Source organism: Lawsonibacter sp. OA9 (assembly GCF_022440585.1).
The window spans coordinates 1829847-1848163 of sequence record NZ_JAKNTI010000022.1; the positions used below are offsets into that span (position 1 = coordinate 1829847).

The window sequence follows — 18317 nt, forward strand, 5'->3', positions numbered from 1 at the left end:
TTGCAACAGTTATAGGTTAGGCAATGCCCAGTTCAGGAATCAGTTCGCTGTAGTAGGCCAGCTCCTCCGCGGCCTTAGCGTCCATGTCGGCGCCGTTCAGATAGGCATGCTCATAGCCGCGGTCGGCCAGAGTCTGCTTAACGGAGTCGGAGTTGATAGCGACCTCGGAAGCTTCCTCCAGGATGTCCACGATAGCCTGAGGGGTGTCCTTGGGAACAGCGAAGCCGCCCCAGCCTTGGATGGTAATGTCGTAGCCCATCTCCTGCGCTGTCTCAACCTCAGGCACTACGGAGGAACGACTCTCGCCCAGGATACACAACACCTTGAAGTCACCGGAGTCCACGTTGTTCTTTACCTCAGAGGGGCTGACGGTAACAGCCTGGATATTCTTGCCCAACAGAGCGGCCACAGCGGGAGCCGCGCCGTCGAAGGGCACATGGGTAAACTCTACGCCGCACTCCTTCTCAATGGAAGCGGCAGCAATATGCCAGATGGAACCAGTGCCGGAGTTGCCGACCTGGACCTCACCGGGATGCTCTTTGGCATAAGCCAGGAAGTCCTCAAAGGTATCCCAGGGAGCGTCAGCACGGACAGTGACGGCGGCAGGGATAGTCATAGCACGGCCCACAAACTTGAAGTCGTTGGTAGACAGGTCAGTGAAGCCCAAGGCGCTAAGCATGGTGGACTCAACGGGCATATAGGCCATGGTATAGCCGTCGGGATCGGCGTTGCGGACCTGCTCCAGGCCGATGGCGCCAGAAGCTCCCTCAACATTGGAGACGATGACGCTGGTGTCAAGGGACTGCTCGAGCTCAGAGGCGTAAATACGGGCCACGGTGTCAGAGGCGCCGCCAGCAGCGTAGGGAACGATCAGAGAGATCTGCTTTCCGTTGGGGAAATTGACCTCTTCCTGCTGGCTGGTGTTTCCAGAATTGGAAGCGCTGCCGGAATTGCTGCTCTGAGAGGTCTGGCTGCCGTTGTTACCACAGGCGGCCAGTGACAGGGCCATCGCCGCTGCCAAGGCAAGTGAAAGAATCTTTTTCATTTTTCTGCTCCTTTTCTAGATCATAGTTATTTCACACGCTTACGCAGTGGAATACAAGGTAAGAATTAAATGTAGGGAGCAACTTGCTGCTTCAGCTGGGCAACCTGCTCGTCGGTCAGGTCCAGCAGGGGCTTGCGCATATGTCCTCCTGTCACACCGCGGAAGGTAAGGATGTTTTTAAAGATGGACATGTCTCCGCCAAACTGCATCAGCTTGACCAACTCGGTAGCGGCCACCTGCGCCTTGCGGGCTCCCTCCAGATCGCCGCTCTGGAATGCCTTGTAGACCGCTACAAAGGCTTCGGGGAATGGGCCGGAGCAGCCGGAGACAACACCGTCGCAGCCGCACACCAGGGCAGGCAGGAACAGGTCGTCCGCGCCGGGCACCACAGAGAAGTTTCCATTTCGCACTTGCAGATATTCGTTGATGCGACGCATATCGGCGAAGCTGTACTTGACGCCCACCACATTCTTGCAGGCAGCCGCAATCTGCTCCATCGTGGCAGCGCTGATGTCGTTATGCGCCAGCTGGGGAATGACGTACACATATACCGGGAAGTCATCAGGCAGGGCGGCGCACACGGTCTTGTAGTACTCCACCATGGCCCGATCGTTTACCGTAAAGTAGCTGGGGGTAACGACGCCCACGCCGTCGGCACCAATTTTGTGGGCGTGCTGGGCCAGGCGAATGGTCTCGTCCACCGTCATTGCACCCACGTGGATGAACACTGTAACTCGTCCCGCAGCCTTTTTCACAACGGTCTCGGCCACCAGTTCTCGCTCCTCCGCGGACATGAGGTACATCTCCCCCGTCGTTCCGCAGGGATACAGACACTGAATGCCCTTTTCAATCAGGTATTCTGTCTGCTCCTCCAGCGCCGCCGTATCTACCTTCCCGTCTGCGGTAAAGGGGGTAGTCATGGCGGTGATGACACCATATAGTTTCTTCAAGTTTCTCTCCTCCCAACAATAGGATAAAATGCTTTTGTGTTCAGTATTGCTGAATGATTATTCAGTTATTTCACACTTTATTTGGATTTTAGCACGGCTAGTTATCATTGTCAATATAGTTTTATTATTTTTGGAATATTTGTTCTCTTTTTCACTTTCCATTTGACAAATACGTCAATGGAGGTTAGGATAATATACGATAGCAGATGTAAATGCCTCTGCATCTGTATTTTATTTGGACCAATCGCGGGCATTTTTCTTCAATATGGATTGCAAAGGATGTTGCACCATGATTCTTTTAAAAGGGGATTCCGCTGAGATGGAATCCGCCTCTACTGTCAGCAGTAGAGTCACGTCTACCGCCAAAGCGCTGCGGATTCTAGACTGTTTTTCTCCTGCCAGGACTGAACTGACATTGGCCCAGATCAGCCGGCTGCTATCCATGCCCAAAAGCACACTGCTCAACCAGATTCGCACGCTGGAGGAAGCCGGCTATCTGCTGCGTATCCGGGACGGCCAGGCCTACCGCCTTGGGTACAAGGTCATGCAGCTCAGCTACTGCGCCCAGGCAGGCAGTCCTGTGGCCCAGTATGCCATCCCTGTGATGGAGGACCTGCAGTCCGCCACCGGAGACATCATCTACCTTACCTCCCATATTGACGGCAAGGTGTTCTATATGGAGTGCGTCTATCCCAGCCGGCGCTCCATCTCATACTCCGTCTCCGGCAAAACACTCCCCATGCACTGTACCGGCTGCGGGAAGGCCATGCTCAGTCAAATGCCCACCGAACAGGTGGAAGCCATCATTCGCAAGCATGGCCTGCCTCCCATCACACAGAACACCATCACCGACCACGACCAACTGATGGAGGCACTTGCCACATACCGCCGTAAGGGATATGCACTGGATAATGAGGAGGAAACCATGGGTGTAAAGTGCGTAGCCATGGCCATCCGCACCGGACGTGGAGACGTGGCGGGTGCCATCAGTATTTCCGGCCCCGCCATCTCTATCACACCCGAAGTAGTAGATCAATACTCCGACCTACTGGCCAGGGCCTGCAACACACTGACCCAGTGCGCCCACCTATTTCCCGCCATTCAGTTGGCCTCCAACTGAATGGCCGGATGTTGTCTGGTCGATCTGTACCTTTGAATTCTGAAAGGATGGTCGCTTATGTCTCGTATCCTCAGTTACGGCTCCCTAAATCTGGATTATGTCTATCATGTCCCCCACTTCGTTGCTCCAGGAGAGACCCTCGCCTCCTGCAGCCGGGATGTCAACTGCGGCGGGAAAGGACTTAACCAGTCAATCGCCTCTGCCCGGGCAGGGGCCACCGTCTGTCACGCTGGAAAAATTGGGCCGGATGGACAGCTTTTGGCCGACACACTAGCTTCCAGCGGTGTCGACACCTCCCTCATCTCACTCAGCAGCGGCCCCAGCGGCCACACTATTATCCAGGTGGATTCCCAGGGACAAAATTGTATCCTGCTATATGGCGGCAGCAATCAGAAGATCACACACCAGGAGGTGGACCTGGCTCTGGAAGGCTTTGGTCCCGGTGACTACCTGATTGTGCAAAACGAAATCAACTGCCTGGATTACATCATGGAACAGGGCGCCAAAAAGGGCCTGTCCATCGTATTCAACCCCTCCCCCATTGACGAACATATCTCCACCCTCCCCCTGCATCTTGTCTCGCTTCTGGTTTTCAACGAAATTGAGGGGGCCGCCCTAGCCGGCACCAGCGAGGAGGGGCAGATTCTGGATATACTGCGCAGCCGCTGGCCCTCCTGCCAGCTGCTGCTCACGCTAGGGAGCCGTGGATGCATATATGATGACGGCACACAGCGAATCAGCCAAGGCGTTTACCGTACCAAGGCTGTAGACACCACAGCTGCCGGAGATACCTTCACGGGGTACTTTGTAGCCTGTTTAGCTGCCGGTATGGATGCGCCGTCCTGTCTGAACCTCGCCTCCCGTGCCGCCGCCATTGCTGTCTCCCGTCCAGGTGCCGCTCCCTCTATCCCTACAATGGATGAGGTGCGCGGCTCCACCCTCTCTCTGGCATGATGCCGCAGACTTTATCTGATTCTCATCTGTTTGAAAAACGCAGGCAAAACGCCTGCGTTTTTTCCTGCCCCGCCCTTGTGTACTGCCTCATTTTGTGCCAGAAAACTTGTTATGGAAATATTCTGTAGACTCCCGCTTTGCTTCGATGTGTCTCCATTCATCAAATCATAGCTATATAAAAGTTTCATCGCTTTCTGACTTTATAAAGCATAAATAAAAGCAGGTTTGAATGAGAGCCAGTCTCCTCATACCTGCTTAACGATACTTTCAGTAATTAAATGTAAGTACTATCCTAATTTTTATGCATCTTCACTAATAAACACAAAACCTGTGTATAACAATAGTTATACACAGGTTTTGTCTACTTTGGTCCCCCGACCGATTGTAAATCCGAACTTTCAATATCCTTAAAATCAAGCCTTGTTTCACCATCTTTGTAGTTGAAAGTTATCAAAATGTAATCGTCAAAGATGGTCACGGAGTTTACAAAACTGTCAATCAGCCGCCGCCGTTCTTCCAGTTTGCTCACATCGAGTTTTCGGAAACGGCAAATCCAGAATGTCACATCTTCACGGGAGAGCAGGGGTTTTTTAATTTCCTCCTGAATGATATGCAGCTCGATTTCCTTTTTCCGTTCTTCCAACTCGTCAAGGCGCTGTTTCGTGGACTGGTTGATAATCCCCATCTGGATAGCGTTCAGCATATTTTCTATGCCCCGCTCTGTTTCCGCCAACTGCTGACGGAGGGCGGGGAGTTCGCTGCTTTCCTTGCCCTGCAACTCCATCACAGCGTCCGCTATGTACTCCACAAAATCATCATTCATCACTTTCGCCATCGTTGCGCTTACCACGGCGTTTTCCAACGGCAGCTTACGGACACTCTTATGTTTGGCGCTGCAAGTCTTGTTTTTCTTGGTGTTCACGCAGCGGTAATAATGGTATTTCCGGCCTTTGCTGGCGCTGGTGCCGCTCTCGCCCACCATCATAGCCCCGCAGGTGCCGCAAAAGAGTTTTGTGGTCAAGAGATAATCGTCCTCGGCCTTGTGACGGGCTGGCGCTTTCCTGTTCACCTCAAGCCTCTGCTGTACCCTGTCGAACAGGTCTTGCGGAACGATAGCAGGAATGCCGCCAGGGGTAACGATGTGGCGGTAACTGTATTCCCCGATATACTTTCGATTTTTCAGCAGACGGGAAATAAAATTCAGGTCGATTTTCCGGCCCCGTACTGTGGTAAAGCCGCTTTCCACAAGGTACTGCATGACCTCTTTCATGGTGGTTCCATTGGCGTACCGGGTAAAGCTCTCCAACACCACAGGGGCGGTGTGCGGGTCGATCTGATAGTATTTATCCTTGTCGATGACATAGCCGAAAGTGGGGGTGCCGCCGTTATACTTGCATTTCAAGGCGTTCTCTGTATGGCCCCGGATGACTTTCTCGGACAGTTCGGCGGAGTAGTATTCCGCCATGCCCTCCAGCATACTTTCCAGAATAATGCCCTCCGGGCCCTCGGAAATGTTCTCCGTGGCAGACAGCACTTTAACGCCATATTTCCGAAGCTGGGCTTTATAGTGGGCGCTGTCGTAGCGATTGCGGGCAAAGCGGTCAAGTTTCCAGACGATGATAACATCAAAAAGGCCCTTTGCGCTGTCCTTAATCATGCGCTGGAAGTCCGGGCGGTGGTCGGTCTTGGCGGACATGGCCCGGTCAATGTATGTCCGTAAAATGGTAATATCGTTCTTCTTGCAGTAGGCCGTACACTCCCGCAACTGGCCCTCAATACTTTCCTCCCGCTGGTTATCGCTGGAATACCGGGCATAGATCACAGCTTTCATTTCTGCTCTCCCTCCTCCATGATACGGAACAGCGCCTCTTTCAGACGCTTGTTGACGGGGGCTTTCGGGTCAAAGCACATTTCAATAAATTCTCGCATTTCCCGGCTCTGCTCCGTTTTCTCTTTCAGCGCCTGGGGCCGGTAGTCGTAGAGTTTGCCCCTGGGGTCGTCTGTGCGGCAATAGAGATAATCCATTGACACATCGAAATAATCGGCGTACTTGATGAAGATTTCCGGGGCCGGGGTGGTCTGGCCCGTTTCGTAGCGGTTGATCCGGGATTGCTGGACACTCAAAATCTCCGCCATGTTCACCTGCGTTAATCGGACACCCTCACGCAAGGCCCGCAGCCGCTTTCCAATCTGCTCCATAAAATATCCCTCCTATTAAATCTAAAATATCACAAATAAAGATAATTGTAAATGCTCAATCTAAAAACATTTTGCGGGTGTCAGCCAGCCTGCGGCTGACACCCCTTGATTACCGAAAAGCTCAGGGCACATCCCCTGTCAATGGCGGCACATAGGCCGTTTATCTTGACCATTGACAGGGGGGTGCCCTGGGCTACTGGCGAGAGAAGCAGAAACTACAAGATATAGATTCATTTACAGTTTATTCATCAATATATAGGAAATCTGTGGTAGTGTATAATAGCGGTCAAAAAGAATGTTTCTTGAAATTGAAACCATTAGTCGAATGAGAGAGCCGCTTTTGCGGCGCACAACGAGGACGCCGTCCTATGGACGGCATGGAGAAACTATGCGGAGGGTGGAAACGCCCCAACTACTCCCAAGATGCAGATGGGAAAAGTTTGCTGCACTTGCCAACCCAATATCTGCGGGACAGATGAACGGCGCAGTCTCGACTGTGCCAGACAGCTTTGATTAGTGAATGGGCTTTGCGTCGGAGGTGGATAGGAACTATTCACCAAAAGCGTATTCACGAAAGGAGGTGGTGGCTATGGACTACACTTGTATGATTGCCCATAGCATTTGGAAGTATCAACACTTACAGACCACCTCCGGCAATAAGCCCGCATAAGTAGATTATAACCAGAGGGACAGGCTTTGGCATGGAAACAGCCAAAGCAAAGCCCTGGTTATAAAGATGAAGCATCAACCCCGGCAAGGTTGATAAGGAAACGCATGAAAGAACTCGGTATGACACAAAAATTTTTGGCAGAGGAAACGGGTATATCTGAAGCCAAGATCAGCCGGATCATGCGAGACAGCACGGAACCCGGAGACTCTTTTGAGTGGACAGAACTGGATATAAACAAGATTTCCATTGTCTTGCAATGGGGCAAGCAGGGACGGGACAAGCTGCGTTATGCCATCTATCCCGAACTTGTCTGCTATGATGCGGCACTGGAAAACAGAGAAGGCATTGTCCGCCTTAATTGTCGGTTACAAGGCCACGGTTTCCCATTGATAGAGACGAAAATATGATGAAATACCGCCGTTCCCGGCAGCAAGGGGAACGGCGGTAAATTTTTTTGAAAAATTTCGCTGGAATTTCATCCGTGAAATTTTAGGGCAATTCCGGGTGCTATGATAGGCACAACACGAGGCCGAGTGTTCTGTACCTGTCAATCTATGGATAGCGCATCTACGCTGTAAAGAAAGGATTATTGCCATGAAAATTTCCGATTTGATTATCTCGCCCAAGAGCCTTGGGGACAAGCTGTGGCTGGTGGATGTGTCCCCGGCGTATGAGTACAAGGATGGTAAGCGTACCGATACCGTCCTCGGCTACCGCTACTCTGTCGCCCTCCCTGAAAAGGGCTTGGATAAAGTCGATGTACGCATTGACGGACAGCAGCAGGCAGAGGCCCCGGACGGTTATGTGGAAGTGCGCTTCGACAACCTTGAAGTGTTCATCTACTGGTCCAAGGGTGACTATCGTGTGGGAGCTAAGGCCACGGGTATCCATCTGGTAACTCCCAAGACCTAATGCTATGGGCGGCGCTGGGGCGCAGACGGGGATCAGATATTTTTCCTCAAGAAAAATGTCCCCCGGCGGCAGCGTCAGCGCCGCCCCCGTTGCCATAAGGGTTAGTATTACCCTTATGGCAACCATGTAGCATGTAGCAACAACAAAGGAGGCCAACATGGGAAACAATACACAATCCCGCAAGTGGTCGCTGGTCATTAACAACCCATTGGAGGCTGGACTTGACCACGCCGCTATCCGGGAAATACTGCACCGATTTTCTCCGGCCTATTTCTGTATGGCTGACGAGATCGCAACAACCGGGACATATCACACGCATATCTTCCTGTATTCTCCCTCGCCCATGCGCTTCGGTACGCTCAAAAATCGCTTTCCGACGGCGCACTTGGAAAAGGCATACGGCAGCGCAAGAGATAACCGGGACTACATCACTAAATCCGGCAAGTGGGCCGAAACGGACAAGTCGGAGACTTCTGTCTCTGGCACCTTTGAGGAATGGGGGGACCTCCCCACAGAAAAAGAAGAGGCCTCGCCGGATAAATACAGGCTCCTTCAATCTCTCCGGGAGGGCATGACCTCCTTGGAGGCGGTGGAGGACAATCCTGACCGTTTCTACCATTACCGGGAGATTGAAACTGTACGCCAGTCTATCTTAGAGGATACTTACAGTACCATCATGCGGCAGGTGGAAGTGACCTATCTCTTTGGTGCCAGTGGAACGGGCAAGACCCGTGGAATTTTTGAGCGCCACAACCCTAAAAGCATTTGCCGTATCACCGACTATGGCGGAAAAAATGGCGTCCGCTTTGATTCCTACCGTGGTCAGGAGGTACTGGTCTTTGAAGAATTCCATTCTCAAATCCCCATCAGCGCCATGCTCAACTATCTGGATATTTATCCCATCATGCTCCCGGCTCGCTATAATGACCGGGTGGCCTGTTATACCACAGTCTATCTCACAAGTAATATCCCTTTGGAGGCACAGTATCAGGAAATCCAGCGTTACCAGTTGGAAACATGGTATGCGTTCCTCCGGCGTATCCACAATGTGATCGAATACCTGCCGGACGGCTCCACCGTCCAGCGGAAGAAAGGGGGCTTTCCCTGTGACCCAAAATGATAAGTTCAACATCCAGCGCCGGACTGTCTGGCGTAATTTCTGGCAGCGTCTAAGCGGCGTTCCTGATTTGGCTGTCAAGCTGCTGTTCGTAGCTCTGTATCTCGCTGGAATGGCGTGGGTATGGAGCAAGCAAGAGGCGGTCAGCGCCTATGCTCAGAGCGTGGAATTTATGTCTCCCATCATGCTGGCCGCAATGACCCATGTTGTTCCCGCTTACCTCATCGTGGGCGGCGCTGTGCTGGCTGTCCTCATGATATACCCTTTTGGCAGAAAGACAGCCCAAGACCAACTACGGAGCATTGGACTGGTCAACCGTGCCGAGATGGTACCTGAACTGCTGCGAAAGCGGCAGGACAAAGAGCATCCCCGTGTGACAGTATGGGAGTTTAGAAATCAGAGCATCCCCCTCGCAGTCTGGGAGGAGAAGCAGGCAGCATTGGAAGCGGCCTTGGACGTTTCTATCATAAAAATCATCTATGGCAAGAGCAGAAGTCGGGTGCTGGTCTATGCAGCTCCCACCCGAACCAGTTTACCGGATATTCTGCGGTGGAGCGATAGTTACCTCTCATCAGACAGTTTCGTTCTGACGCTGGGTGAAAGTCTGCTGGGGCCTGTGACCGTCAACCTCGCTCACATCCCCCATATCCTGCTGGGTGGTTCCACAGGGAGCGGCAAGAGTGTCCTGCTGAAACTCCTGCTCATGCAGGCGCTTCACAAGGGAGCCGAGGTCTATATAGCCGATTTCAAGGGCGGCGTGGACTTCTCGAAAGTCTGGCACGAAAAATGCCGGATGTGCTTCACCGAGGCCGAACTACTGGACACCCTAGACAATCTTGTAAAGGAATTAGAGCAACGCAAAGGACTTTTGGCGAAAACGGGATGTCCCAACCTTGACGCCTACAACGAAGCCACGGGAGAGAACCTTCCCCGGCTTGTGTTCGGCTGTGACGAGGTGGCAGAGGTGCTTGACAGAACAGGACGGAGCAAAGGGGACAAGGAACTGCTGGCACAGATCGAGAGCAGGCTTGCAACGATTGCGCGGCTGGGGCGGGCGTTTGGTATCCACCTCATTCTTGCCACCCAGCGCCCGGACGCAAATGTAATTCCTGGTCAAGTCAAGAACAACATGGATTTCCGAGTATGCGGCAGGGCGGACAATATCCTCTCTCAGATCATTCTGGACAACACCAGTGCCGCAGAACAGATTCCCAAGGACGCAAGGGGACGCTTCATCACGGGGGACGGTACTGTGTTCCAGGGCTATCTGCTCGATGAGGGGCAGCTCTAACGGGGGTAATATCATGCCACGGAAAAAGAAGCCCAATGACCACGGCACCGGGATTCCCTATCACGAGGTGGAAGCACTGGCCCGTGTCCTGCTCCCGGAGATACAGGCGTTTTTCGAAAGCGAGGAAGGACAGCGGGAGTTTGCCGAGTGGAAATCACAACAGCGGGGCAAACAACAAGAATAGATGTAATCAAGGCGGGAATATGCAGTAAACTGCTCCCGCCTTGACTTATTTGGCACATCTTAAGAGTAAAAAGAAAAACGAAGCAATACTGCACAATTTTTTCAAGGACATCGCTCAATAGCTGCATCATGCTCCTCTTGCAGCAAGGTCAATATCTCTGAAATATTCCCGCTGGGATAGATTTTTTGGTACTGTTCAATAATTGAACTGAATTCTTGAGTATTCCCATACCAAAACACATCAGCACTTGCAATCTCGCGGCAAAGCTCCCTAACGGCAGTTTCGTTTCCGGATTGTCCTCCCCGTGCTACTTGGTCACCAATCAGAGCAAAATAATTCAATACTTTGGTGGGAGCATCCATGAATCGTTTATACAGAGTATCCCCAGAGCCTTCTGCACCAGCTCCATCAGTATATAGATGATACGCACAGAGTTTAGCAAGTGTGAATTCCGAAAAATTGGGTGGTTCAATAAATGCCAGCATCTCGTAGGTAATTCCATAATCTGACGGATTAATGCTGACCACATTCCAATCTACTATTTCATATTCAGGAAAAAGACTATGCTCGGCAACGGACTGCTTTTTTGCTGTGCAGCCGAATACTGCAACCATCATTATAAGAGCCAGAATGACAGAAAATACTTTTCTCATACATTTCCTCCGAAACTACCAGCTTCTATACTTCCCGCTATTAAAGACTGTGCAATTATTTCTTTATATACTCACTCAGTAGAGGGCTGATGCGAGAGAATATGCCAATTTTCGCCGTTCTTCTGGAGTACCAGCATATCCGAGATTCCACTTTCCGCACTGGGAGCACCCCATAACGTAACAATGCCGCCATTTTTTTCGCCGTAGCGTGGGATGAACATTCCGGGGCCAAAGTCACTGGAGAATGTATAGAAGCAGTCAGTTTCCGGGATGTAAAAAGATTCTTTCAACCAATCAGTGTGCATTTCCTCCACCGTAATCCCCGCATATTTCGTCAAAATCTCATTGATATAGTTGCGGGGCAGTCGATGACAGGGTACTGGCATTTCCTCCAGGGAGGCAAGGTGGTTGTCTTCGCCGACACGCCAGTCCGCCTTTTCCTGCACGATGCGGAACTCTGCTTCGTCCCCGGCTTCCAGAATCCCCTGGTCAGGACAATAGTAGAGGAACGCTCCCGCATCCATGTCCCTGGGATCGCTGTATCGGGAGGTGAAGAAGCAGCTGATGGGCGTGGCACCGCAAATAAAACCGTCCCATTCTTCGTCATAGGTGCTTCTCTCGGATGCAGTATACTCCATAAACCAATCTAGTTCATCCGCTGTGAGAGACACTCCTGCATGACCGTTGTACAGTTCTGCTGTGTACGCTTCTTGATACCATTGTTCAAAGGTGTCCCAGAGCATCCAACTTACCTGTTCAGTAGTGTAAGACTTTTCATCTCCGATGAAAGGGAGGATGAATATTCCGTCACCACATTCTGTTTTTACACGGAGGAGACATTCATTATCATAGCCACACTGATAGGCAGTGAGAGAAATACCGGGAGTTGTAAATACACAGCGATATCCATCACTTCCGTCCCATTCGGTCGGGATATGATATTCCTCCCATGTAAAATCTTGTAATTTCTCAATGTAGCTTTCGACGCGAATTGCAAAGTTGGCTTTGCAGGTATTAGTCGTTTCACCATAATAAGTTAACGTGCTTTCGGTCAGTTCTAAATTAGCAAGGATTTCATTCAAATCAGACACACTCAATTTGCCAGGGGCAGGTGTTAGATTTCCCGATACTTGTTCATCAGTGTTACTGCATCCTGCTGCAATGAACAAAGAGAGACCTATAATGATGAGAATACTGCTTTTTTTCATGAGATATCTCCTTTCCATTTGCTTTCATTTATTTATAGTCTCTACTGAATATTTAGACGATATTTCTAGGATTTTGTTCCGCTTATTTTGTTAAAAGTATACAGCAGCACAAATAAAAAAGCAAGGAGAGAAAGATCCCTCTCCTTGCTTTTCCTCGTCACAGAATGCTTTCGATAGAAATGATAAATCCGAACACATTACCCACTTGGATAATGTAGTTCGGATTATCATTGTTTGGTCCGAGTGCCGAGATTCGAACTCGGGGCCTCTTGAACCCCATTCAAGCGCGATACCAAACTTCGCCACACCCGGAAAGAGCTGCCAGAATTTTCATCAGTCAGACAGCTTGTATATATTAGCATACCGGAGAAAAAAAAGCAAGCCCCTTTTTCAACTTTTTTCATTTTATTTTTTGGGCAGGGAGCTCACCCCCTGCCCTGATAGCGGCTGCTGTCCTGCTGTTTTCTCTCTTTGACCACAAACATCTCGTACAGGCGGCCCAGCAATTCCCAGGTCTGCCGGTCCATAATTCCGCTCTCCTCTAGCCCCGCCGCCCTCTGGAGCCAGCGGGTATTGGCCACCGAAGCAGGCCCATGAAGCCCGTCTGCCTGATCTGCCGTAATCCCATCGAAATATCGGGCCAGTATTCGGAGCATCGCCTGTGGAATGATTAGGAACTCCTGCTCATTTCCTGGATAGACCCGGGCTTCCTGTCCGGGGAACAGGCGCACCGGCCGGGGCTCTGCCAGCTTCCGCTCCAGAAGGATCCACCGCTCCCGGATGTCGTTCCAAGTTTCCTCGTCCACCATACCGGTCACTGGAGGATGGAGCTCCCGTTGAAAGAGCATCACCGCCTCCAGCGTCCGCTCGCCAAACACACCATCCGCCACAATCTCAGGCAGGAAGGGATATTGCAGCGACAGCCTCCGCAGCATATACTGCAGGCTTCTGACCGGCTGTGCCAGCAATTCCCGCTCCAGTTCATCCCGTGTCATACCAACACCTCTCCTCTCCGGTCCGTCTGGCCAAACCGCACAGTTTCCCCTGGAAATTGCCCGACCCGTGGGGTGTCGGCATAGCTGCTAGCATCCGAGCCTACATTGATAACCGAGGCCGGCATAATCTCAGTGGCTGTTCTGGGGAAACGGACCATATCCCGGCGCATGAACTGGTCCGCCAGAGCAAAGTGGCCATAGATGGAGTTCCAAGTGACCTCCCCAACCACCCCATCAATCGTAAGCCCAACCAGGCCCTGGTATTGCCGGACAGCCTGGGTTGTGTTGTGTCCAAAGTCCCCGTCTACCTCGATGGGCAGCAACGCCTCGTCGAACTGCGCCATCACGGCCAGCATATATTGCAGGACTCGGACCTCAGGACCAGTATCCCCCTCCCGCAGAGTCCCAGGGAACTGGAACTCGATCCCATAAAAGGTCTGGCCCTCGCTGATAAGTTCAGCCAGTTTGGTGACACCTACATAGAGAGAGACCATTTTATACCAGGTTGCCTTTCCCACGATTCCGTCCGCGGTTAAATTGAATATCCGCTGGAATTTTCTGACGGCCTCCTCTGTCTTCTCATTAAAAGCGCCGGTAACCGGCCTAATTTTGGGAATCGCGGGATAATTTTGCGAGATGCGGTTAATCATGGTCTGAATCGCTACGACCTCCTCCCCCGCTGACCCCAACCGCAGGGGGTAGCCGGGATAGGAGCGAGTCATATCCTGGATCGGCGCTTCCACCACCAGCTCGATATCGTCGCCGTAGTAGCGGTAGAGGATCTCCATAGAGTTTGCTCCCTGCTTCGCCATGTCCTGGCTGCCCCATTGGGACAGTCCGTCGCAGGTGCTGGTGGTCCCATTGCAAAATTTGGCGGCCAAAGGCTCTACAAACCCCCGACGGCGGATATAGTCGTTAAAGATCTCATCCACTACCCGGCTGATGCTGTCAAAGAAGTTGCGCCCCCGGATGAATTTCTGGTCGTACTGGGTGGTGGAGGTAATATCAAACTCATAGCCCCGGCTGCGGTAGTACTCCGTGTACACCCGGTTGAGAGCAAAGGAGATGATTGCCAACACATTGGCCCGGATGGCCGACAGCTCCCAGGTAGGGTATATCTCGCTGGAGGCCACATTTTTCACATAGTCCGGGAAGCTGACCGTGATGTTTTCCGCCCACTGACTGGGCAGCCCCAGATGGACCGTAATGTTGGTTGGGATATAAGGAGTGATGATGACCGGCATTGTTCCACCTCACAGGCTCTGGGCGGTGATCTCCCGCTGGTCCCTTACCTGGAGGCTGGACTGGCCCTCGGCCAGCGGAATCAGCTCCATGTCCTGGGTCGTTTCCACCCCTGGGAATATCTGGACTCCATCTACCTGGAGCATAGCGTATCCGGGATGCTCCGCCCACACGCTGCATATGGCAAATGGAACGGGGCCATCTGTATGCGGGGCGGTACTCTCTCCCAGCAGCGGAGTCGATATCTGGAGCGGAAGAATGGCTCCGCTGCTGTCCGTGACCTGGAGGGAGAGCAGCTCCCGCCTGCCCCCCTTCCCCTCATGGGTGACCACCACGGTGGCTCCGCTAATTGGAATCTGTGCCCGCGAGGTATAAACCCTGATAATCAATGTACCAATATCGTCCATATGCGCCCTCCTGTCCGCGGGTTCTGCCCGCTTCTGTTTTCCCCATACTATGTCGGCGTACAGGTTGTTGTGCTTCGGGGTGGTAAAAAAAGCCGCCTGTTATAAAAACAGGCGGCTTTTAGCTTTTGATCTTAGCTCCAGCTCTCATCCAGTTCGGACCGCTTGGCGCGGCCCATCAGGTCCGTGATGACCGCGTGGACATCTCGGCCCTGGTAGAGCACCTCATAGGCGGCTTGGGCAATCGGCATCTCCACTCCGGCCTTTTCCGCCAGGGCCTGGGCATTAGCAGCAGCGTAGTAGCCCTCCACCACGGCGCCCACCTCCTGCATGGCCTCATGAATCTCTTTGCCCTGGCCCAACAGGATACCGCACCGGCGGTTCCTGGAGTGCATGGAGGTACAGGTGACGATGAGATCGCCTACGCCAGCCAGGCCGGTAAACGTCTCCTTTCTGCCCCCCAGGGCCACGCCCAGCCGGGCCATCTCGGCCAGTCCCCTTGTCATAAGCAGGGCCTTGGTGTTGTCCCCATAGCCCATCCCGTCACAGCAGCCAGCGCACAGGGCGATGACGTTCTTCAGGGCGGCGCAGATCTCGGTGCCCACCTTATCATCGCTGGTATAGACACGGAAGCGGGGGTTCATGAACAGGTCCTGGACCTTTTGGGCTACAGACAGCTCGTCCGCCGCCGCCACCACGCCGGTAGGGATACGGCGCCCCACCTCCTCCGCGTGGGAGGGCCCAGACAGCACCACCACAGGGCATTTGCCCTGAAGCTCCTCCTCGATGACCTGACTCAGACGGAGCGAGGTATCCTTTTCAATTCCCTTGGACACCGATACAACAATGGTCCCTGGGTCCACCAGCTCCCGCAGCTGGGCTGCGGTGGCTCGAACAGCGAAGGAGGGCGTTGCCAGCACCACCAGACCACATCCCTTGACCGAGGATAGGTCGGTGGTCAGTTTCAGTTCCTCCGGCAGAGGCACTCCCTTGAGCATGGGGTTCTCATGGGTGTCCCGCATCCGGTTAGACTCCTCCTGGTGATAAGACCAGAGAGTGACATCGTTTCCGTTTTCCAGTAACAGCAGGGCCAGGGCAGTCCCCCAGGCGCCGCTGCCTACTACGGTGATCTTCATCAGAGTTTACCTCCCAATGTAATATTGTAGGGGCCAGTGTCCACGACGGCCCTCCAGTTCACGGTCTCATTTCGTAGGGGCACAGCACGATGCGCCCCCGGGCGGGCAGCTCCATGGGGCCGCCCCCGCGGTCATATCATTTCTTTTTACGCAGAGAAAACTTATTTTCCGTTCCGGAGAGCAGCCGCTTGATATTGGCCCGGTGCATATAGACCACCAGCCCGCCGAGCAGCAGCCCCAACAGGGTGATGACCCAGTCTTGGTAAACAAACCAAGTGGCCACAGGGAAGGAGGCCCCAGCCCACACCGAACCCAGGGACACATATCGAGTGAGGACGGCCAGGATGAGAAAGCCGCCCCACACGACCAGAGCGATCCGCCAGTCGATCATGATGGCGATGGTTCCTCCGGACAGGATGCCCTTACCCCCCTTGAAGTGGAACATACAGGGAAACATATGGCCCAACAGGCAGAACAGGCCCGCCCAATACTTGAACAGGACTACATAATAGGCGACCGTAGCACCATCCAAAGGGAAGTCCGGCATGATGCGCGGGTCATATCCGCCGCCAATTTTAACCGCGATCAGAATGGCCACCACTGCCTTTAGCACATCGGTGAGAATAACCACAAAGGTCAATGGGCCGCCGAAGGTACGGTAGAAATTGGTCAGCCCCGCGTTGCCGCTTCCGTGGTTTCGCACGTCGTCCCGCAGGATATATTTGGATACGATCACCGCCCCATTGAAGCAGCCGCAGAAATAAGAGATGACTGCCACGATCCAAAAATCCATCCGGGTGAGGAAAAATAAAATCGCGGAACCCATTATCACTCCTCCTTATCGCTGCGCTGCCGCACGGTCAGCCGGACAGGGGTGCCCTCCAGGCCGAAGGTGGAGCGGATCTGATTTTCCAGATATCGCTGATAGGAGAAGTGGAACAGCCGGGCGTCGTTGCAGAAGCAGACGAAGTGGGGCGGACGGATGCCCACCTGTGTCATATAATAGATCTTCAACCTCCGCCCCTTGTCTGTGGGAGGCTGGACCCGGGCGGTGGCGTCGGCCAGGACCGAGTTGAGCATTCCAGTGGTGATGCGCATGGCGGACTGGTCGTTGACATAGTTAATAAGCTCAAAGAGCCGGTCCACCCGCTGGCCGGTCAATGCGGAAATAAAGACAATAGGGGCGTAGGTCATATAAGACAGGTCCCGCATGACCTCCTGACGCATCTTGTCCATGGTCTTGCCGTCCTTCTCGATGGCGTCCCACTTGTTGACCACAATAATGCACGCCTTACCCGCCTCGTGGGCCAATCCGGCCACCTTGGTATCCTGCTCAGTGACTCCCTCCTGGGCGTCGATCATGATCAGGCACACATCGCTGCGCTCGATGGCCATGGTGGAGCGCAGGACGGAGAACTTCTCGATCCGGTCATCCACCCTGGACTTCTTCCGCATCCCGGCGGTGTCGATAAAGAGATATTTTCCGTGCTGGTTCTCAAACGCGCTGTCCACAGCATCCCGGGTGGTGCCTGCCACGTTGGATACAATGACCCGCTCCTCTCCCAAAATGCGGTTGACCAGAGAGGATTTTCCCACGTTGGGCTTTCCGATAACTGCCACCTTGATGACGTCGTCGTCCTCCTCCTCGTCCTCCTCCTCGGGGAAGAACTGGAAGCAGGCGTCCAGCAGATCGCCGGTGCCGTGGCCATGGAGGGCGGACACGGCAATGGGATCGCCCAGCCCAAGGTTATAAAATTCATAGATATCCGGGTTCTCCCGCCCGGTCTGGTCTGCCTTATTGACTGCCAAGATCACCGGCTTGCCCGATCGGAGGAGCATATTGGCCACCTCCTGATCGGAGGCGGTCATTCCGGTCTTGATGTCGCACACAAAGACAATGACCGTGGCGGTGGAGATGGCGATCTCCGCCTGCTCCCGCATGAAGGCCAGGATCTGGTCGTCGGTGCCCGGCTCGATGCCGCCGGTATCCACAATATCAAAGGTGCGATTTCTCCACTCACACTGGGCGTACAGCCGGTCCCGGGTGACGCCGGGGGTGTCCTCCACGATAGACAGCCGCTGGCCGCACAACTTGTTAAAGAGCATGGACTTACCGACATTTGGTCTGCCTACAATAGCAACAAGAGGTTTCATGTAATCATCCTTTCATATGCCCCTATCAAAGCCCAGCAAATCGGGTTTGATGTGGGGAGGAGGCGCAAGAGAATGCAGCAAAA

Annotated in this window: 19 protein-coding genes and 1 tRNA gene; 7 read left to right on the forward strand and 13 right to left on the reverse strand. The window is 53.2% G+C overall.

The genetic code is table 11. The features are described from left to right. Positions 1-16: 16 nt before the first annotated feature. Both MCG44_RS10085 and MCG44_RS10090 read right to left on the reverse strand, forming a co-directional pair. Positions 17-1045, reverse strand: a complete 1029-nt coding sequence (locus MCG44_RS10085) for a tripartite tricarboxylate transporter substrate binding protein (protein ID WP_147571178.1) — start codon at positions 1043-1045, stop codon at positions 17-19. Between the two features lie 65 nt (positions 1046-1110). Then, complete coding sequence (locus MCG44_RS10090) at positions 1111-1995, reverse strand: dihydrodipicolinate synthase family protein (protein WP_186852135.1); 885 nt, start codon at positions 1993-1995, stop codon at positions 1111-1113. Between the two features lie 289 nt (positions 1996-2284). Between MCG44_RS10090 and MCG44_RS10095 the strand changes: the two genes are divergently transcribed. Both MCG44_RS10095 and MCG44_RS10100 read left to right on the forward strand, forming a co-directional pair. Next, positions 2285-3115: an IclR family transcriptional regulator gene (locus MCG44_RS10095; RefSeq protein ID WP_186852134.1), complete on the forward strand. Its 831-nt coding sequence runs from the start codon at positions 2285-2287 to the stop codon at positions 3113-3115. Positions 3116-3172: 57 nt separating this feature from the next. Further along, a complete protein-coding gene (locus MCG44_RS10100; RefSeq protein ID WP_240288034.1) occupies positions 3173-4069 on the forward strand; it encodes a ribokinase in 897 nt (298 codons plus the stop codon). A gap of 361 nt (positions 4070-4430) precedes the next feature. On the opposite strand, the gene MCG44_RS10105 is transcribed toward MCG44_RS10100, so the two are convergent. Together MCG44_RS10105 and MCG44_RS10110 are read right to left on the reverse strand one after the other, a co-directional pair. After that, on the reverse strand, positions 4431-5900 hold the full coding sequence (locus MCG44_RS10105; RefSeq protein WP_240288036.1) for a recombinase family protein: 1470 nt from the start codon (positions 5898-5900) through the stop codon (positions 4431-4433). Beyond that, positions 5897-6268, reverse strand: a complete 372-nt coding sequence (locus MCG44_RS10110; RefSeq protein ID WP_240288038.1) for a helix-turn-helix domain-containing protein — start codon at positions 6266-6268, stop codon at positions 5897-5899. Before MCG44_RS10110 ends, MCG44_RS10105 begins: the two co-directional genes overlap by 4 nt. A 696-nt stretch (positions 6269-6964) precedes the next feature. Between MCG44_RS10110 and MCG44_RS10115 the strand changes: the two genes are divergently transcribed. From MCG44_RS10115 to MCG44_RS10135, 5 genes are all read left to right on the forward strand, one after another. Then, on the forward strand, positions 6965-7345 hold the full coding sequence (locus MCG44_RS10115; protein ID WP_240288040.1) for a helix-turn-helix domain-containing protein: 381 nt from the start codon (positions 6965-6967) through the stop codon (positions 7343-7345). A gap of 187 nt (positions 7346-7532) precedes the next feature. After that, positions 7533-7850, forward strand: a complete 318-nt coding sequence (locus MCG44_RS10120; RefSeq protein ID WP_240288042.1) for a hypothetical protein — start codon at positions 7533-7535, stop codon at positions 7848-7850. Between the two features lie 157 nt (positions 7851-8007). Then, complete coding sequence (locus tag MCG44_RS10125; protein WP_240288043.1) at positions 8008-8970, forward strand: viral replication protein; 963 nt, start codon at positions 8008-8010, stop codon at positions 8968-8970. Next, entirely contained in the window at positions 8957-10258 is a 1302-nt protein-coding gene (locus MCG44_RS10130) for an FtsK/SpoIIIE domain-containing protein (RefSeq protein WP_240288045.1), read from the forward strand. Before MCG44_RS10125 ends, MCG44_RS10130 begins: the two co-directional genes overlap by 14 nt. Positions 10259-10271: 13 nt before the next feature. Continuing rightward, positions 10272-10442, forward strand: coding sequence for a hypothetical protein (locus tag MCG44_RS10135; RefSeq protein ID WP_240288047.1), 171 nt, complete (start codon positions 10272-10274; stop codon positions 10440-10442). 101 nt (positions 10443-10543) lie between these two features. On the opposite strand, the gene MCG44_RS10140 is transcribed toward MCG44_RS10135, so the two are convergent. The 9 genes from MCG44_RS10140 to der form a co-directional block, all read right to left on the reverse strand. After that, positions 10544-11095 carry a hypothetical protein gene (locus MCG44_RS10140; protein WP_240288049.1) on the reverse strand — a complete coding sequence of 184 codons (552 nt, stop codon included), beginning with the start codon at positions 11093-11095 and terminating at the stop codon, positions 10544-10546. A 71-nt stretch (positions 11096-11166) separates the two neighbouring features. Further along, positions 11167-12303, reverse strand: coding sequence for a hypothetical protein (locus MCG44_RS10145; RefSeq protein ID WP_240288051.1), 1137 nt, complete (start codon positions 12301-12303; stop codon positions 11167-11169). Between the two features lie 235 nt (positions 12304-12538). Beyond that, a tRNA-Pro gene (locus MCG44_RS10150) sits at positions 12539-12615 on the reverse strand. A 113-nt stretch (positions 12616-12728) separates the two neighbouring features. Then, positions 12729-13298: a peptidoglycan-binding domain-containing protein gene (locus MCG44_RS10155; RefSeq protein WP_147571403.1), complete on the reverse strand. Its 570-nt coding sequence runs from the start codon at positions 13296-13298 to the stop codon at positions 12729-12731. After that, positions 13295-14542 (reverse strand): peptidoglycan-binding protein, encoded by a 1248-nt coding sequence (locus tag MCG44_RS10160; protein ID WP_147571404.1) that lies wholly within the window; start codon positions 14540-14542, stop codon positions 13295-13297. The genes MCG44_RS10155 and MCG44_RS10160 overlap by 4 nt, the downstream gene beginning before the upstream one ends. 9 nt (positions 14543-14551) lie before the next feature. Continuing rightward, entirely contained in the window at positions 14552-14947 is a 396-nt protein-coding gene (locus MCG44_RS10165; protein ID WP_147571405.1) for a spore cortex-lytic protein, read from the reverse strand. A gap of 131 nt (positions 14948-15078) precedes the next feature. Continuing rightward, complete coding sequence (locus MCG44_RS10170) at positions 15079-16080, reverse strand: NAD(P)H-dependent glycerol-3-phosphate dehydrogenase (RefSeq protein WP_147571406.1); 1002 nt, start codon at positions 16078-16080, stop codon at positions 15079-15081. Positions 16081-16216: 136 nt separating this feature from the next. Next, positions 16217-16906, reverse strand: coding sequence for a glycerol-3-phosphate acyltransferase (locus tag MCG44_RS10175; protein ID WP_147571407.1), 690 nt, complete (start codon positions 16904-16906; stop codon positions 16217-16219). Between the two features lie 2 nt (positions 16907-16908). Continuing rightward, the gene (gene der, locus MCG44_RS10180; RefSeq protein ID WP_186851989.1) at positions 16909-18234 is read right to left on the reverse strand and encodes a ribosome biogenesis GTPase Der; all 1326 of its coding nucleotides are present in this window, start codon (positions 18232-18234) and stop codon (positions 16909-16911) included. Positions 18235-18317 lie beyond the last annotated feature (83 nt).

What these genes read in the sequence shown, in the direction of transcription:
- MCG44_RS10085 (WP_147571178.1), bottom strand. Translation starts at nt 1,045, where the DNA reads ATGAAAAAGATTCTTTCACTTGCCTTGGCAGCGGCGATGGCCCTGTCA.
- MCG44_RS10095 (WP_186852134.1), top strand. Translation starts at nt 2,285, where the DNA reads ATGATTCTTTTAAAAGGGGATTCCGCTGAGATGGAATCCGCCTCTACT.
- MCG44_RS10100 (WP_240288034.1), top strand. Translation starts at nt 3,173, where the DNA reads ATGTCTCGTATCCTCAGTTACGGCTCCCTAAATCTGGATTATGTCTAT.
- MCG44_RS10105 (WP_240288036.1), bottom strand. Translation starts at nt 5,900, where the DNA reads ATGAAAGCTGTGATCTATGCCCGGTATTCCAGCGATAACCAGCGGGAG.
- MCG44_RS10110 (WP_240288038.1), bottom strand. Translation starts at nt 6,268, where the DNA reads ATGGAGCAGATTGGAAAGCGGCTGCGGGCCTTGCGTGAGGGTGTCCGA.
- MCG44_RS10120 (WP_240288042.1), top strand. Translation starts at nt 7,533, where the DNA reads ATGAAAATTTCCGATTTGATTATCTCGCCCAAGAGCCTTGGGGACAAG.
- MCG44_RS10125 (WP_240288043.1), top strand. Translation starts at nt 8,008, where the DNA reads ATGGGAAACAATACACAATCCCGCAAGTGGTCGCTGGTCATTAACAAC.
- MCG44_RS10135 (WP_240288047.1), top strand. Translation starts at nt 10,272, where the DNA reads ATGCCACGGAAAAAGAAGCCCAATGACCACGGCACCGGGATTCCCTAT.
- MCG44_RS10140 (WP_240288049.1), bottom strand. Translation starts at nt 11,095, where the DNA reads ATGAGAAAAGTATTTTCTGTCATTCTGGCTCTTATAATGATGGTTGCA.
- MCG44_RS10145 (WP_240288051.1), bottom strand. Translation starts at nt 12,303, where the DNA reads ATGAAAAAAAGCAGTATTCTCATCATTATAGGTCTCTCTTTGTTCATT.
- MCG44_RS10155 (WP_147571403.1), bottom strand. Translation starts at nt 13,298, where the DNA reads ATGACACGGGATGAACTGGAGCGGGAATTGCTGGCACAGCCGGTCAGA.
- MCG44_RS10160 (WP_147571404.1), bottom strand. Translation starts at nt 14,542, where the DNA reads ATGCCGGTCATCATCACTCCTTATATCCCAACCAACATTACGGTCCAT.
- MCG44_RS10165 (WP_147571405.1), bottom strand. Translation starts at nt 14,947, where the DNA reads ATGGACGATATTGGTACATTGATTATCAGGGTTTATACCTCGCGGGCA.
- MCG44_RS10170 (WP_147571406.1), bottom strand. Translation starts at nt 16,080, where the DNA reads ATGAAGATCACCGTAGTAGGCAGCGGCGCCTGGGGGACTGCCCTGGCC.
- MCG44_RS10175 (WP_147571407.1), bottom strand. Translation starts at nt 16,906, where the DNA reads ATGGGTTCCGCGATTTTATTTTTCCTCACCCGGATGGATTTTTGGATC.
- der (WP_186851989.1), bottom strand. Translation starts at nt 18,234, where the DNA reads ATGAAACCTCTTGTTGCTATTGTAGGCAGACCAAATGTCGGTAAGTCC.